A 16,162-nucleotide genomic window follows, 5' to 3' on the forward strand; every position below is an offset into this window, starting at 1 on the left:
CACCGGATCCCGACGGGGGAGTTCTTCCGAACTTCGGGGATTCGGGGTTTGGCCGTGTGCCCGAGTGGTTTAGGGATTCGCCTGCAAAGCGAAGCACACCGGTTCGATTCCGGTCACGGCCTCTCACGCAGCTCAACGGCGCTGAGCTGCGCGTCCGTGAAGGGGCGCCCCGCTTCGGCGGGGCGCCCTTCGTCGTCCCCGACCAGCGGCCGACCGGCCCTCACCCGCCGGCGGTCAGAATGACGCCTCCACCGACGACCACCACGGCGAAGCCGACGAACACGAGCACGAAGAGCAACAGCTTGCGGGCCGAGGGCGCGGGTTCGTAGGCGCGCGGCGGGGACTCCTCCCGCCCGCGCGGCAGGGGTTCATCCACGACACCGCTCCTCTCCGACACATGGCACAACCACGGTACGACTCCCCCAAACCCACCCTTCGGCCGCCCCGACCGAGCCACGCGAGGCGGCCGGACATGTGCAGTCGGCCAAAGCAAAAAGCGATACGAGCAGTCGACGCGAGGAGAACATCACAGCTCAGCGCAGGAATGCGTATCGGCAGCGCCCGTCGCGTAGTCCTGGGTGAAGGCGAGCATGTCCTTGGCCGTTGTCGTGTGTATCGTCCGCACTGTCACCCACAATGACCGATCCGACTTCGCAGAAGAAGGACACTGCACACGGCCGACCGCACCGGTCTTGGCATAGAGGAACCGGCCGTTACTCGTCGCGGAATCCGTGGGTTCGACACCGATGGCGGACTCAGCCACGTCCCTGGCCGAGACGTCCCCGGCCCGCGTCTCCACACTGCTCGAGAACACCACTTCACCGTCGGCCTGGAGCCGACAGCGTTCAGCGCCAACGGCAGAGGTAGGTTGCGCAGATACCTTCTTCCCTGGCGACAGCAGCGGCTCCAGCAACGCGCTTGAGACTTTCGTGCCGCACAGGCTGCTCGGGATCGCATATTCGCGCTTCGACCAGTAGTGCTGCCCCGAGTGCGACAGGGCTCAGACGACTCCTGTTGTGCGCCATCCCGCACATGTTTCTTCCGTTGTTGTCGTCGGAGGGAGCCGATGAGAACGGGCCGAAACGTCGTTCAACGTCCCGGCCCGAAGCATCGGTCTACCGTCAACCCAAAGACCCTATTGACATTGCTGCGAGCCCCGCACATCTTTCGTGTAGGACTTGATCATCTGCAGCATGGAATCAGCATCGCGATGCTTGGAACCGGTTGCCTGCAGCCCGGTGTACAGCTCTTGATCCTCATGGTCAGGGTTCACGCAGCCCGTGACCTTGCCAAACGCTTGATACCCCGAGTAGAGATAGGATCCAGCCCCTGATGATTTATCTGGGTCGTCAAGGGTCTGCCCCATTGCAAACCGCGCAACGGTGGACCCGGATTCCCACCAGGTCTGCGTTGTGACAAGAATTGTTTTGGAGTCGACACGCACATCACAGTGTGTCGTATCAGGCCCCACTCGCCTTCCCCTTGCCGTCAGCTTCTCACCCGCGGGAAGGAACTCTTCAAGGAGATTGGCCTCGATCTTGGTGCCGCACAATGAACTGGGAGTTGAATATTCACGCTTGGGTTCTTCGCCAGAGCATCCTGAAAGCGTGAACGCCAGGCAGCCCACAGCGGCGGAAATCGCCAGGAATCGTGGTCGGGAAAAAGTATCCAGAAACATCGAGGGCTTCCTTTGCCGGCTCGTGGTCACTCGGTTGTCATGCTGCCGGGGGCCTGCCCGTCCAGCACGGGTCGAGCGTTGATGAATCCCTGGTCAGCTGCCGCGCGTGCCCAACCAGCCGCGTCGCTGGCGTCGACATCTCCGTACTTCTCGGCAGCAAGCCGAGCCGCCTGGCTAGTCCTGGTGTTGTTCTCTTCCCGCCCGACCTGCCAGAGGTCTCCCCTCTCATCCGCCGAATCAGCCAGTGCATGTCCCTCCGCATCGGCGAATACACCTTCAAGGACGCTACCAGTTACCGTGCCGACCGCTCCCCCAACCAGCGCTCCGGCCCAGGGAGTCGCGATGAATGAAGTGCCGACGCCCGTAATCGTGCCGGCGGTTCCCGAGATAAGGTTCTTGTACTGGGCCATGGACTTGCCGTAATCCTCGTCCTCCACCGAAGAAGGGCCGGCCAGTTCCTCCTGCCGACCGAGCCCAAGGACCCCGGATACCTGTCCCGAACTCTGGCCGATCGCCTTGATCGTCGTCTCGGGATCATCGGAGTACCGCATATCCTCCGGTAGCTCCGGGTTGAGGTGGTACTCCATCAACCGCGACATGTAGTCCTTCTGCCCCACCTCAATGGCCGCGTACCCTTCAGGGTTCTGCCCCACCGCGACCGGTCGTCGTCGTGGTCGTCTCGTCCGCCGGGATGCCATTCAGCTGCATTCCGGTTGAAGCGTGCTTTCCCTTGAGCTCTTCCCACTCATCCCATGCCATGGCCGACAACTCTCCCCGTATGGCTACCTCTGACTGGATTCGCTCCATGCACGCTAGCAACTGCAACTGTTCAGTGTCGGAGCAAGGAAAAGCCCGCACGGTTTGCACACCTTCGCGGGCCGCAGAACCGGGCGCTCCACGCCTTCCGCGAGAAGTCGACTAATTCAACTCAAAGTTGACGACCTGCCGACCGTTGTACGGCTGCTGTCGATACACCCTTGTGCGGCGACCGCCTGAGGCATAGCGGCACCATAGAGGCCGGGATCAGGAGCCGTGGTAGGGATTGTGGTCGGGATTGCTGCCCGGCGTCGGCGAGCCATACGGCTGCTGCCCCGTGAACTGCTGATTTCCGTAGGGCTGTTGAGTGCCGTACGGCGTACCGGGCGGGCCTCCCGGATAGGGCTGCATCGGCGCGGCCGGCGGAGGAAGCTGCTGAGCGTCGCGGCGACGCCGCCGCGTCAGGCCGAACGCGACAGCGGCGCCGATCACCACGACGACGGCAACGCCCACGCCGATCCACAGCCCGGCATTGTTGTCGTCGGACTTCGCTGCGCTGTCCGCGGCCTGGTCGCCATCCGAGGTCTGGGCACCCGTGTCCTTCGAAGCTCCCGAAGAGGGCGACGTGGCGGCGGCCGGATAATCCGCCATCGGGAACTTGTCGGCCGGGCCCGGGTCGCCGGGGTCGGTCAGGGCGATGCGGGGGCGGACGGCTCCGTAGCCGAGGTAGTCGCTGCGCTTTCCCCCGTCGTCCTTGACGCCGCCGATGGTGTTGAGGATGACCTTGAGGACCTGGTTGTTGGTCCAGTTCGGGTGCTTGGACCAGATCAGGGCCGCGCTCGCCGAGGCCAGGGCGCTGGCATCACTGGTGCCGTGGCTCTTGCAGTAGCCCGTCTTACCGCCGCAGGCGTGGACGATGTCCTTGCCCGGGGCTGCGATGTCGACCTGCGGACCGTACTCGGATTCCGTCGTGCGACGGCCGTTCGTGTCCACGGCGGCCACGCCGACGACGCCAGGGGTCGCGGCCGGATACTGCACGAGGTTGGTCGTGTTGCCGTCGTTACCCACCCCGGCAAAGATCAGCGATCCCTTTTCCAAGGCGTACTTCACGGCTGTCGTCAGTTCCGGAGTGCCCTTCGGCGCCGCCTGGGAGATGTTGATGACCTTCGCATCATGATCCGCCGCGAATCTGATGCCTGCGGCCATCGCCTTGAACAACTGGGCATCCGCCGATGCCTGATTGTTGGCCTTCTCCGCATTGGGCAGGCGAACCGGAAGCACCTTCGCGCCCGGGGACAGCCCGAAGGCGCCCTGGCCGCCGTTGCCGGCACCGGTTCCCGCGATCATGCCCGCGATACCGGTGCCGTGGCCGTCGTAATCCGTGTGCTCGTCGCCGGTCAGACCTGTGGAGAGGTCCTCCCCCGGCAACACCTGTCCCTGCAGATCCGGATGGTCCGCGTCGACACCGGTGTCGATCACGGCGACCGTGATGCCCTTGCCCGTACTCGTCTTCCACATCTGGTCTGCCTTCATGGCGTCCAGATGCCATTGCTGAGCACGGAACGACTCCGCGTAAGCGGGCACCGATGTGCCCGCCAACAGCAATCCGAGAGTTGCCGAGGCCGCGATGCCGAGACTTCTACGGCGGATGCTGTTGGCGGGCATGGGCTACCTCTCGTCGTTCTTGGTCTCGTCAGCGACAACAGGGGGCACATTACGATGCGCGTCCGGCTGCCACGTGGCCTCGTCCTCAGTGACGTAGTCCGGTCGCTCGCTCTGCTCGTCGTCCTTGCGCGAACCGGGACGCGCACCAGTGGGCGCCGCACCACCACGTCCTGCCGCACCTGTGCCGTGCCGATCTTCGCCCGGACCACCGGCCGCGCCCTGGGAACGGACGAGCCCTGAGCCGCCTTGGCTGAAGGATCGTGTGTTCGCTCTCTGTTGCTGGCTCGGCCTGCCGCCCACGACGCCCTTCTCACCGGCGGCACCGCCAGAAGTACGACCCGAGGTGCCTCCGCGCGTGGGAGAACCCGTCGCGGTCGGCCTACCGGTGATCCCGCCCTGAGCCGAGCCCGACGGGCCTCTGGTGCCCGACGTACCCCTCGCGTTACCGGATCCTTCGGCTCCCATGACAGTGCCGCGCGGCACGCCGGACGTGGGCTTCCCCGTCGCCGGTTGAGGGCGGCCTCCTGTGACACCGTTCTGTGCCGGACCTCGTCCCGTCGACGAGCCTGCTGTCCGGCCCGTGCCCGTGGTTCCTTGGGCAGACGGAGAGCTGTTGGTCGGGCGGCCGACCACGTTGGGCGTCGAGGAGCCAGGCCGACCTGTCCCGCCACCGCCGAGAGGTGTCGGTGTCGACCGTCCACCAGGAGATGTGCCCAGGCCGCGGGCGCTTGGCGGGGTGCCGCCCGTAATGCCGTAGGCAGGCGGAATCAGTCCGGGGGGCGAGGGCTGGACTCCGCCGGGACCGGTCGTGCCCGTGACGCCCGGTGGAGTCACCGGGCTCTGCGCCTGAGGACTGTGCGGAAGCACGTCGACCGAGTCGACCTCCATCCGGGCCGGTGCCTCCGGAACGACAGGGGTGACGGTGCCCGTGTGCTCGGCGACAGGCGGTCGCACTGCCTCGCCGCCAGAAGGTGAGCTCCCCCTCCCCGTGGCGGCGCCTTCGGGAACGGTCACTCGTCCTGAGCCGACCCCGCCGATCGAGGTCCTGCCCGTCCCACCGCTGGGGCCGGTGCCCAGGTCTTCACTGTCGTAGACATCTCTGCCGTTCGGGTCCTGGATATCAACAGGAGGCGGTGGAAACTTCAGCAGATCCGGCTTCCTCGCCGCAGCCATCTGCGAAGAGGAGAGCGAGTACGCCTGCCCCAGCTTCACCATCTCGTCGGCGGTCTGCTGCCGGACCGCCATGTTCTTCGACAGGACCGACTGGGCGTCCGGGTCGTTGTGCGCGGAGCGGGCTGCATCAATGTTGGCGTCGACGTTCTTGTCGCGCGGAACCGACGTCTTCGCCTTGCCGATCGCCACAGCCGCGTGGCCGAGCCACTTCGACGAGTCCTGGCTGTAGTCGCCCAACGCCACCGTGGCGTTGGCCAGCTTGCCTGCCCACTGGCGGAAGGAGTCGGCGCCCTCGCCCTTCCACTTCACCCACTGCGGGCGGACTTTGAGCTCATCGGCGATGCTGTGGATTTCCTTGGCCGCAGCGGCAAGCTTGTCGGCCGCCGCCTGCACCGTGTCCGCGTCGGCGTTGTCGAGCCACGCCAGCATCTGCTCGTGCGTCATGCCGTCGAAGGACGTCTTCTTCTGTCCGGCCATCAGAGACTCGTCTCCTCTCCGCCGTCAGGGCGGGCCCCAGTGGGCGCATTCGTGCCGCCGGCGTCGCCCGTCCCGCCCTTGGGATCCTCCGGCACGTAGTCCCCGCCGTAGTGGCGCTTGGTCTCCGAACTGATCGCCACCATCCGCCGACGCACGTCCATGTCGACGTTCTCGTATCCCTTGTGCGAAGCCAGGACCGCGATGCCCATCGCCTCTATCGAGTCCGACAGGAGCTGCGAAAGGCTTTCCAGGTCCGCGATCACGGTGTCGTACTGGGTGAACATGCCGTCGGCCTCGTGCCAGCCCTTGTGGCCGCCGCCGAACTTCACCCGCTCCAGGGCCTCTTGGCCCACCTTCTTGGGGCCGGCCTGAGACTCCCTCAAGTCCTTGATCAGCTGATCCACCCGCTGCTGGAACTTCGTGAACGACTCCAGCTCCGTGACGATGTCCCCGGCCGCGTCCTTCGCCGCCTCGACCACGCTGAACGCCCAGCCGCCGAGCCCGCCCGAGCCGCCACCCTTGTCGTCCGCCATCGCGTACGCCCTCCCGTTCCCCCGTAAGTCCCCGTGCCTCGGGCCCCGCGCAGTCGACGCGGAGCCGAAGTCCGGTCACAACTCTAGCCACGCACACTGACAGTTCACAGGCACCACATGACCGAAGCAACTCACATCACGTCACGGAACGCCACGGCACGTCACAGTTCGGAACGGTTGCGCCGCGCAGGGGCAGGGGCAGGGGCAGAGGCAGAGGCGGGCAACAACGGATTGGCGCCGTCAGGCAGTTGACTCCGCCGCGCCGGACGCGACCGGCTCCGCTACCACCGCCGCCTGCGGCCGGATGGGCAAACGGTTCACGGGGCGCCCCGTGGCCGCCCGTACCGCCGAGGCGACGGCCGCCGGGGACGCCACCACCGGTACCGCGCTCGCCGCCTTCGCGCCGAACGGGGCCACGACGTCGCGTTCCTCCACCAGCTTCACGATCCGGATGTCGGGGGCGTCCAGTGAGGTGGGAAGTGCGTAGCCGGTGAGGTCAGGGCGCCGGACGACGCCCTTGGGCGTCCGGAGGTTCTCCGTGAGGGCCGCGCCCACTCCCTGCGTGACGCCCGCCTCGATACGGGCCGCCAACTGCCCCGGGTTCAGGACCCGTCCGACGTCCTGGGCCACCGCCAGTTCCACCACCCGCACCGAGCCGATCTCGATGTCGACGTCCACGACGGCGCGGATCGCGCAGAAGGCCAGGCCCACGAACGCGTCGCCCTGGCCTGCGGCGTCCAGGGGCTCCGTCGGGTGCGGGCGGCACTGGGCCGTCGCCCACAACTCCTTTCCGTCCATGGCCTCTTCGACCGTCGTGGAGAGGACACCGTCGTACGACGTGATCTTGCCGTCGGCGATCTGCAGCAGCTCCGTGGACATGCCGAACTTGTGGGCCAAGGGCTGCAACAACTGCGTGCGGACCATCTTCGCCGCCCGCTCGACCGCGCCGCCCGACACCCAGGTGTGACGGCCTCGGCAGCCCGGCCCGGCCGGCGGCTGGTCCGTGTCGACCGGGGCCACGTGGACCTCGTCGATACCCAGCGTCTCCTGGACGATCTGGCGGGCGAGGGTGGTGAAGCCCTGGCCCGTCTCGACCGCCGCGCAGATGACCGTGGCCACGCCGCCCTGGACCTTGACCGTGGCCGTCGAGACCTCGTCGGTGCCCTCGGCGCCCAGCATGTGCACCATGCCGATGCCGTAGCCGACGCCGCGGCGGACCGCGCCGGGCTCGCCCGCGCCCTCGGGGCCGCCGGGCAGCAGCCAGTCCTCCTCCGGGGTGTCCTTGGGGAGCGCCGGGAGCGGGAAGTCACGTACGGCGTCGAGGAGTTCGGCGACCGGGGCCGGGCAGGTCACCGTCTGGCCGGTGGGGAGCACGTCGCCGGTCGCGAGGACGTTGCGCATGCGCAGCTCCGCCGGGTCCACGCCCAGCTTCTTCGCCAGCTTGTCCATCTGGGCCTCGTAGGCCGCGCAGACCTGGAGTGCGCCCTCTCCGCGTACGTGACCGGAGGGCGGGTTGTTCGTGCGCACCGCCCAGCCCTCGATCGAGGCGTGGGGGACGACATAGGGGCCGCAGGCGAAGGCGACCGCTGCCGCGAGAGCGTCCGAGGACGTGTCCGCGTAGGCACCCGCGTCGAGGAGGATCTGCGCCTCCACCTTCACCAACTTGCCCTCGGCGTCCGCGTGGTGGCGGTAGCGCAGCAGGGTCGGGTGGCGGTGCGGGTGGCCCAGGAAGGATTCCTCACGGGTCGCCGTCAGCTTGACCGGGCAGCCCGTGCTCAGCGCCAGCAGGCCGAGGGGGAGGTGGAAGCTCGGGTCCTCGCGGTCGGCCGTCGCGCCCGCGACGCCCGTGACCACGACCTTCACGCGCTCCGGCTCCAGGCCGTAGCGGGCCGCCGCCACGTCGCGGTCGCCGTGCGGGTCGGTCGAGGCGATGTACAGCTCCACGCCGCCGTCGGGGCGGGGCACCGCCAGACCGGCTTCCGCGCCGATGGGCGCCGGGTCCTGGCGGCCGATGCGGTAGAGGCCCTCGACGATCACCTCGCCCGTCGCGTCGAGGTCGCCGTGGCTGAGCGGGATGTGGCGGACCAGGTTGCCGTCGGGGTGCAGGGGTTCGGCCGCGAAGGACTGCTCCGGGTCCGTGACCGGGTCCAGGACCTCGTACTCGACGATGATCGCCGCGGCCGCCATGCGCGCCGTGTCCGGGTGGTCGGCGGCCACCGCCGCGAGCGGCTCGCCGTGGTGGCGTACGACGTCGGAGGCGAACACCGGGCGGTCGGCCGTGCGGTGGCCGGGCAGCGGGCCGCCGGGGACGTCCTCGTGCGTGACGACGGCGCGGACGCCGGGCATCTCGCGCGCGTGGGTGGTGTCGATGGAGACCACGCGTGCGTGCGCGTGCGGGGAGCGCAGGATCGCCGCCCACAGGAGTCCCTCGGCCCACAGGTCGGAGGCGTAGGGGAAGGTGCCCTCGGCCTTGGCGCGCGCCTCCACGGAGGGCAGGGTCGTGCCGAGGCCGTGCGGGATCTCTTCCGTCTCGGGGGTCGCGGGGACCTCCGTCGTCTCGTTGGTCACGCCCGGCCTCCGTCCTGGAAGTCCTCACTGGTGGCCGGGCCCCCCTGGCGCGGGATGCGGGGCTCGTCCTCGGCGGTGCTCTCCGCCGCCTCCGCGGATGCCTGCCGCTCGTCGGCGACCTGGCGCACGGCGTCGAGTACGCCGCGGTAGCCGGAGCAGCGGCACAGGTTGCCGCAGAGGGCCTGGCGGGTCTCGAGGTCGGTGGGGTTCGGGTTGCCCTCGAGCAGGTCGTGGACCGTCATCGCCATGCCGGGGACGCAGAACCCGCACTGGACGGCGCCGCAGGCGGCCAGCGCGCGCTGCACGTCGGAGGCCTGTCCGTCGTCCGCGAGGCCCTCGACGGTGCGGACCTCGCTGCCGGCGGTGGTCGCCGCGGGCACCAGGCAGGAGGCGACGAGGCGGCCGTCCACCTGGACGTTGCACGCGCCGCACTCGCCCTGCGAGCAGCCGTCCTTGGCGCCCGCGAGGCCGAGGCGCTCGCGCAGCACGTACAGGAGCGACTCGCCGATCCAGGCGTCGGTGACGGGGCGGTCGGTGCCGTTGACCCGCAGGACGTAGCTGGTCACGGGGTGGTCGTCGTGGAGCGGGGCGGAGGCCGGGGAGGCGTCGCCCTCCCGCGACTCCGGCTCCGGCTCCGGCTCTGTTTCCAGAACCTGATCCGGTGCCGCTTCAGGCTCCGCTTCCGCTTCGACGACCGCCTCGATGTCGGCCTCCGGCTCCGGCTCCGGTGCCGTCGGCTCGACGGGCGCCTCGACCGGTTCCGGTTCCGGCTCCGCCTGCTGTACGGGCTCGGGCTCGGGCTGCTGTACGGGCTCGGGCTGCGGCTCCGGCTCGGGCGCCTCGGCCGGCTGTGCCCACGGCTCGGACGCCCAGGGCGCGGGCGCGCCGCCGGGAAGCGTCGCGGGAGGCGTGCGGTCGCCCCACTGGGCGGCCAGCGAGGAGGTGGTGAACTCCCCCGATTCATCGGGCAGTTCGCCGTCCGCGACCGGGATCGACCATTGCCCCGTGTCACCCTGCGCGGCGCTGTACGGCTCCGGGGCGGGCTCCGGTTCCCGGGTCGCCGTGGGCCAGCCGGTCTGCTGTCCCGCCGGGTCGGCGCCGCCCGCTCCGGTCAGCTCCGGCGGCAGCACCCACACGCCGGTCGCCGCCGGGTCGGTCGCGGCGGCGCCCGTGGCCGGGCTCACCGTTATCTGCGGCGGCACGTACCCGTGGCCCGGGGCGGCCAGCGGGGCGGCGTCCGGGAAACCGTCGGGGGGCAGTTGCACGAAGGCCGTGGCGTCGGAGTCGTAGTCGCCCTGGGGCAGCGGCTGCCAGCCGTCCGGGTCGGGCGCGGCGCCCGCATCGGGACCGTTGTACTCGTTCGTCACGACAGCGCCCTCCCAAGTGCACGTCGGGCCAGCGCGGCGACGGTGCGCCGCAGATGCAGTACGGCGGGCGGCAGCGTCTCCTGCGTGCCGTCCGGGGCCGGGGCCGGGTCGGGGATGCAGGCCGCGGCGACGTACTCGCCGAACGCCTGCACGGCCTCGGGCACGAGCGCACCGCGGTCGCCGTCCCAGTCGATGAGCGAGGCCACCCACTGCTCGGCCTCCAGCGGGCGCAGCGGCATCGGCGCGATGGCCCCGACGGCGCAGCGCACCCCGCGCCGGGCGGGGTCGAGGACCAGCGCGACGGACGCGGTGGCCCGGCCGGGTCCGGTGCGGCCCGTCGCCTTCAGGAAGACCTGCGGGGCGTGCAGCAGCGGAACCCGGACGAAGCCGATCAGCTCGCCCGGGCGCAGCATCTCCATTCCGGCCAGCAGATGGGACACGGGGACCTCGCGGCGCGCGCCCTGCGGCCCCGCGATGATCAGCGTGGCCTCCAGGGCGGCCAGCACGGGCAGCGTGTCGTTGGTCGGGGCGGCCGAGGCGATGTTGCCGCCGAGGGTGCCGGCGTTGCGGATCTGGGGCGGGCCCGCGGCGCGCGCGGAGGCGGCCAGGGCCGGGATGAGGGCGGCGAAGTCGGGGCGGCCCATGCGGGCGTGGGTGAGGCCGGCGCCGAGCAGCGCGTGCCCGTCCTGGTACTGCCAGCCGCGGATCTCGCTGATCCGGCCGAGGCCGACGAGGGCCGCGGGGCGGAGTTGACCCGCGTTGACCTGGGCCATGAGATCGGTGCCGCCGGCCACGGGCACGGCGGCGGGCATGGCCGCGAGCGCCGCGACCGCCTCGTCCAGCGAACCCGGAAGTACCGCGGCCTGTGTCGCCTGCGGTGCGTGCGTGGTCAAACCGGCTGCCCCTTCCCGATGTCCGGCCGTGCGCCCGGTGGCTCGGTGATCGCCGCGTGAACTGTCGTGCGACCGCCGTACCCGCCGTTACGCCTGTTCCGCCGTACGGTACGTGCTGACCGGCCGGACGTGGCAACTCTGGCACATCTTCACCGGCGCCCGGAGAGGGGGTCCGGTAGGAGGCATTCGCCCCTTCCACCTGGGAGATGACCGATATGACAGCTGATCGCCGTCGAGAGCGAATTGACACTCTTCGGTGACGTATGAGGTGACGTAAGGGCCGCTCACGGCTCCCGGAAGCACGGCCGGGCCGGCCGCGCCCCCGGGACACGCGGGGCGGACGCACTTCTCACACGTTCGGGGGCGCCCCTTCGATCGGGCGTCCGAGCACCCCGGGTCGCCGCTGCCACGGCAACGGGCCGCCCGGCGGGCGGTAGTCGACGCCCAGGGCGTCAAGTCGCCGGTAGTGGGCGGTCATTCGGCGCTCGAAGTCCGCGTGGTCGCGCTCGGCGGGCGCGGGCAGCTCGCTCCACGCCACTTCGCAGAAGGCGGACAGGCGCGGGAACGCCTGGTAGTCGACGCGCTGCTGGTTCTCCATCACCTCGGTCCACAGGTTGGCCTGGGTGCCGAGCACGTGCCGCGCCTCGTCCTCGGTCAGCTGCGGCGGAACCGGCTCGAAGCGGTAGACGTCCTCCAGGGTGCGCACGAAGCCGATCGGCACCGGCTCGTCCTCGCCGGGCGCCTGCCGGTGGTCGAGGTAGACCTGCTGCTCGGGGCACATGACGACGTCGTGGCCCGCCTGGGCGGCGGTGATGCCGCCGCCGTAGCCGCGCCAGGACGAGACCGTGGCGCCCGGCGCGAGGCCGCCTTCGAGGATCTCGTCCCAGCCGATGAGGCGCCGGCCGCGCTCGCTCAGCCAGGTGTCGAAGTGCCGGATGAACCAGGACTGGAGCTCGTCCTCGTCCGCCAGCCCCAGCTCCTTGATGCGGGCCTGGGCGACCGGCGACTCCTTCCACTGGTCCTTGGGGCACTCGTCGCCGCCCACGTGGATGAAGGTGGACGGGAAGAGGTCGAGCAGCTCCTCGAAGACGCCCTCGTAGAAGCGGACCGTGGCGTCGGTGGGGGCCAGGACGTTCGGGTTGACGCCCCAGCTGTCCCAGACGGGCAGGGCGGCCGTGTCGACGACGTCGGTGTTGCCGAGTTCGGGGTACGCGTGGATCGCGGCCTGCGAGTGGCCCGGCAGGTCGATCTCGGGGACGACCGCGATGTGCCGGGCGTCCGCGTAGGCGACGATCTCGCGGATGTCGTCCTGGGTGTAGAAGCCGCCGTGCGGCTTGTCCTCCCAGAGCTCGGAGGCGCGGTGGCCGAATTTCGTCCGTGACCGCCAGGACGCGTCCTCGGTGAGCTTGGGGTACCGCTTGATCTCGACGCGCCAGCCCTGGTCGTCGCTGAGGTGGAAGTGGAAGACGTTGAGCTTGTGGGCGGCGAGCAGGTCGAGGTAGCGCAGCACCCCGTCCTTGGGCATGAAGTGGCGGGCGACGTCGAGCATCATGCCGCGCCAGCCGAAGCGCGGGCTGTCCTCGACGGTGACGTGCGGGAGCGCCCAGACGTGGTCGCGGGTGAGCGGGGCCCGGCGGAAGGCGTCGGGGCCGAGGAGCTGACGCAGCGTCTGCGCGCCCCAGAAGACGCCGGCCGCGGCGCCGCCCTCGATGGTGACGCCCGCGTCGGTCACGCGCAGCCGGTAGCCCTCCGCCGCCAGGGACGGGTCGATCGACAGGTGTACGCCGGGGCCGTCGGACGGGGGCAGGGCGAGTCCGGTGACGGCGCCGAGCGTGGCCCGCAGCCAGCGCGCGGTGTCCTCGGTGCCCTCCCCCGCCGCGATGCCGGTGTCGCCGTCGAGGACGTAGGAGCCGTCGCCGTCCCGCGTCAGCAGGCGGGGCGCCGGAATGAGATCCAGGGGATGGTCAGACACTTCAGTCCTTAACCGCGCCGCCGAGCCCGGACACCAGGCGCCGCTGTACGAGTACGAAGAAAACCAGTACCGGAATGGTCATCACCGTCGAGGCTGCCATGATTCCGCCCCAGTCGTTCTCGTCGGGTTTGAAGAAGACGAGCAGGGCCATCGGCAGCGTCGACTGGGACGTGTCGCTGATGATGAACGACTTCGCGAACAGGAAGTCGTTCCAGGTGGAGATGAAGGAGAAGACACTCGTCGCCACGAGACCGGGGAAGACGAGCGGGAAGAGGATCTGCCACAGGAAGCGGGAACGGCTCGCGCCGTCGAGATACGCCGCTTCCTCCAGCGCCTGAGGAACGGCTTTCACGAATCCGCGCAGCATCCAGATCGCGAACGGCAGCGAGAAGGCGAGATGCGGCAGGATCAGCGAGCCGAGCGTATTGAGCTGACCGAAGTCGCGCATCAGGAAGAACAGCGGGATGGTGAGCGCCTCGACGGGCACCATCTGCGCGACGAGGAACATGATGAGCAGCGTCGTACGGAACCGGAAACGGAACCGCGTCACGGCCGTCGCCGCGAGGAACGCGACGAGTGCCGAGACCACGACGACCGTGCCCGCCACGATGAGGCTGTTGACGAAGTAACGGCCGAATTCCTGCTGTTGGAACACGCGGCGGAAAGAGTCGAGCGACGGCGAAAGGGTCCACGGCCGCGGCTCGGTCGATTCGATCTCGCCCGCCGGTTTGAAGGCGCTGAGCACCATCCAGTACAGCGGGAAGGCGACGGCGAGGGCGATCAGCAGGGCGGACACTTCGGCGGCGAGCCGCCAGGGGCGTTGAATTCTCACAGTTCCCTGCCCTCCCTGCGCATGAGCCGCAGATAGACGAGCGTGACGGCGAGCAGGATCACGAGCATCACGACGCCGATGGCGGAGCCGAGGCTGTACTCGCTGCCGGCGAAGGCCTTTTGATACGCGTACACGTTCAGGACGAGGTTCTGTCCCGCGATGCCGCCGCCGTTCGTCATGACGTAGATCTGCGTGAAGACCTTGAAGTCCCAGATGATCGACTGGATGGTGACCACGACGAGGATCGGCCGCAGCATCGGCGCCATGACCGAGCGCCAGATCCGCCACTGCGAGGCGCCGTCCAGCGACGCCGCTTCGAGGACCTCGCCCGGGATCGCCCGGATCCCCGCGTACACGGTGACCATGACGAACGGGAAGGAGCACCAGACCACTTCGAGCAGGACGAGCGCGAAGGCGCTGTACCGCCCGTACGTCCAGGAGAAGTCGCCGAGCCCGAGCACCTTGTCGACCGGTCCGAAGTCCGGGTCGAAGAGGAACACCCAGACGGTGGACCCGGTGATCGCCGGGGTGGCCCAGGCGCCGAGCGCGGCCAGCATCAGCGCGAGCCGGGGCACGGCCCGCACCCGGGTGAGCAGCACGGCGAGCGCGCAGCCCACGAACAGTGTCGCCACGACGCAGGCCGCCGCGAACAGCACGGTGGCGAGCAGCACCTGCCAGAACTGGCTGTCGGAGAAGAGCCGCTGGTAGTTGCCGAGGCCCTGGAAGGTGGTGGGTTCGCCGCCGCTGACCTGGGCCTGGGTGTACTCCAGGAACGAGATCAGGCCGAGCTGGTAGATCGGGTAGACCAGGAGGCCGCCGAGGAGGACGAGGGCGGGGGCGAGATACAGCCAGGGAGCCCAGCCCCCGCCCCGCAGCCGTACGGAGCTCACCCGGCGGCCCCGAACGCGTCGTCCATCTTCTTCGCCGCGTCCGCGGAGGCCGACTTGACGTCCTTACGGCCGCTGACGATCTCCTGGAACATGGTGGGCAGCACGAGCGAGGCGTCGATCTTGGCCCAGCCGGGCGAGGCGGGCACGAACTTGGCGCCGGCGCCGAGGGTCTTCACGAAGGGCGCGACGAACGGCTCGCTCTTGGCGACCTCTTCGCGTACGTCCGTGTAGGTCGGCAGGAATCCCATGCCGCCGAAGAGGCTGCGCTGCGCGTCCTTCCCGGCGAGCTGCTTCATGAGGTCCACGGCCAGTGTCCGGTGCGAGGTGCTCTTCAGGACGCCGATGTTGTTGCCCCCGGCGAACGCGGGCGCGATCTCGCCGGCCTTCACGCCCGGCAGCGGCACGACGGCGTACTTGCCCTTCACTTTGCCGTCCTCCATGGCCTGGTGGCTGAAGTCGCCGCCGATCGCCATGGCGGCCTTGCCGGAGGCGAAGGCGGTGACGGTGTCGTTGCCGCCCATGGAGGCGCACTTGGCGGCGGGACAGTTGGTGTCGCCGAACAGCGAGGTGTAGGCCTTGATGCCCTTCTGGGCGGCGGGGCTGTCGATCGCCGAGGTGTAGGAGTCGCCCTTCTCGTCGGCGAGTTCACCGCCGTTGGCCCAGATGAAGGGCATCGCGCCGTACGTGTACGCGCCGCCGACGGCGAGCCCGTACAGCTCGGGCCGCTTCTTGTGGATCTCCTGGGCGGTGGCGGCGAGTTCGGCCTGCGTCTTCGGCACGTCGACGCCGAGGTCCTTGAAGACGTCGGTGCGGTAGTAGAGGGCGCGGACGCCGACGAAGTACGGGGCGCCGTAGATCTTCCCGTCGACCGTCACGGACTCCTTGGCGGTCGGGTCGGTGTCCTTGGCGTCGGCCCAGTCGCCGAACTCCTCGCTCACATCGGCGAGTCCGCCGTCCTTCACGTATCCGGCGGTGTCGGTGTTCCCGTACTCGATGACGTCGGGAGCGCTTTTAGGGTCGTTGAACGCGGCCTTGATCTTCTCGGCGCGGGTCTCGACGGGTATGTACTCGACCTGGACCTTCGTGCCGTCGTGCGCTCTTTGGAAGGTGTCGACCGCGGCGTCGACGACCTTCTTCTTGGGCGCGTTGTTGACCTCCTGGAAGAGCCAGACCCGCAGCGTGCCGCTCTTCTCGTCCTGGCCGGCGCCGCTGTTGTCGGAGGTGCCGGGAGCGCAGGCGGTGGCCGCGAGAACAAGTGCCGTGAGGGGGACGGCAGTTCGTACAGAGAGCTTCACAGGGAGCTTCATCGGAAACGCCTCCGAAGTGTCGTTGCAACATACGCAATGGGTGTTTCGCTG

13 protein-coding genes and 1 tRNA gene are annotated in these 16,162 nt (G+C 69.4%); 1 reads left to right on the plus strand and 13 read right to left on the minus strand.

What is annotated here, in order from left to right:
* Positions 1 to 50 precede the first annotated feature (50 nt).
* Positions 51 to 122: transfer RNA gene (locus tag ACVHNB_RS35955), tRNA-Cys, on the plus strand.
* Between the two features lie 98 nt (positions 123 to 220).
* Here ACVHNB_RS35955 and ACVHNB_RS35960 read toward each other — a convergent pair.
* The 13 genes from ACVHNB_RS35960 to ACVHNB_RS36020 form a co-directional block, all read right to left on the minus strand.
* Positions 221 to 376: a hypothetical protein gene (locus ACVHNB_RS35960; RefSeq protein WP_428954384.1), complete on the minus strand. Its 156-nt coding sequence runs from the start codon at positions 374 to 376 to the stop codon at positions 221 to 223.
* A gap of 759 nt (positions 377 to 1,135) precedes the next feature.
* Complete coding sequence (locus ACVHNB_RS35965) at positions 1,136 to 1,678, minus strand: hypothetical protein (RefSeq protein WP_456226778.1); 543 nt, start codon at positions 1,676 to 1,678, stop codon at positions 1,136 to 1,138.
* A 26-nt stretch (positions 1,679 to 1,704) separates the two neighbouring features.
* Positions 1,705 to 2,331 (minus strand): hypothetical protein, encoded by a 627-nt coding sequence (locus ACVHNB_RS35970; RefSeq protein ID WP_456226779.1) that lies wholly within the window; start codon positions 2,329 to 2,331, stop codon positions 1,705 to 1,707.
* Positions 2,332 to 2,701: 370 nt separating this feature from the next.
* On the minus strand, positions 2,702 to 4,099 hold the full coding sequence (gene mycP / locus ACVHNB_RS35975) for a type VII secretion-associated serine protease mycosin (protein ID WP_456226780.1): 1,398 nt from the start codon (positions 4,097 to 4,099) through the stop codon (positions 2,702 to 2,704).
* A 3-nt stretch (positions 4,100 to 4,102) separates the two neighbouring features.
* The gene (locus tag ACVHNB_RS35980) at positions 4,103 to 5,749 is read right to left on the minus strand and encodes a hypothetical protein (RefSeq protein ID WP_456226781.1); all 1,647 of its coding nucleotides are present in this window, start codon (positions 5,747 to 5,749) and stop codon (positions 4,103 to 4,105) included.
* Complete coding sequence (locus tag ACVHNB_RS35985) at positions 5,749 to 6,282, minus strand: hypothetical protein (protein WP_456226782.1); 534 nt, start codon at positions 6,280 to 6,282, stop codon at positions 5,749 to 5,751. The genes ACVHNB_RS35980 and ACVHNB_RS35985 overlap by 1 nt, the downstream gene beginning before the upstream one ends.
* Before the next feature lie 240 nt (positions 6,283 to 6,522).
* Positions 6,523 to 8,850 (minus strand): xanthine dehydrogenase family protein molybdopterin-binding subunit, encoded by a 2,328-nt coding sequence (locus tag ACVHNB_RS35990; RefSeq protein ID WP_456226783.1) that lies wholly within the window; start codon positions 8,848 to 8,850, stop codon positions 6,523 to 6,525.
* Positions 8,847 to 10,217, minus strand: a complete 1,371-nt coding sequence (locus tag ACVHNB_RS35995; protein ID WP_456226784.1) for a 2Fe-2S iron-sulfur cluster-binding protein — start codon at positions 10,215 to 10,217, stop codon at positions 8,847 to 8,849. The genes ACVHNB_RS35990 and ACVHNB_RS35995 overlap by 4 nt, the downstream gene beginning before the upstream one ends.
* A complete protein-coding gene (locus ACVHNB_RS36000) occupies positions 10,214 to 11,110 on the minus strand; it encodes an FAD binding domain-containing protein (protein WP_428954374.1) in 897 nt (298 codons plus the stop codon). The genes ACVHNB_RS35995 and ACVHNB_RS36000 overlap by 4 nt, the downstream gene beginning before the upstream one ends.
* 349 nt (positions 11,111 to 11,459) lie before the next feature.
* The gene (locus tag ACVHNB_RS36005; protein WP_428954372.1) at positions 11,460 to 13,082 is read right to left on the minus strand and encodes a beta-N-acetylhexosaminidase; all 1,623 of its coding nucleotides are present in this window, start codon (positions 13,080 to 13,082) and stop codon (positions 11,460 to 11,462) included.
* 1 nt (position 13,083) lies between these two features.
* Positions 13,084 to 13,914, minus strand: coding sequence for a carbohydrate ABC transporter permease (locus ACVHNB_RS36010; protein ID WP_428954371.1), 831 nt, complete (start codon positions 13,912 to 13,914; stop codon positions 13,084 to 13,086).
* On the minus strand, positions 13,911 to 14,804 hold the full coding sequence (locus ACVHNB_RS36015; protein WP_428954370.1) for a carbohydrate ABC transporter permease: 894 nt from the start codon (positions 14,802 to 14,804) through the stop codon (positions 13,911 to 13,913). The genes ACVHNB_RS36010 and ACVHNB_RS36015 overlap by 4 nt, the downstream gene beginning before the upstream one ends.
* The gene (locus tag ACVHNB_RS36020) at positions 14,801 to 16,099 is read right to left on the minus strand and encodes an extracellular solute-binding protein (protein ID WP_456228989.1); all 1,299 of its coding nucleotides are present in this window, start codon (positions 16,097 to 16,099) and stop codon (positions 14,801 to 14,803) included. Before ACVHNB_RS36020 ends, ACVHNB_RS36015 begins: the two co-directional genes overlap by 4 nt.
* Positions 16,100 to 16,162: the final 63 nt, after the last annotated feature.

This window comes from Streptomyces sp. YJ-C3, assembly GCF_053891275.1.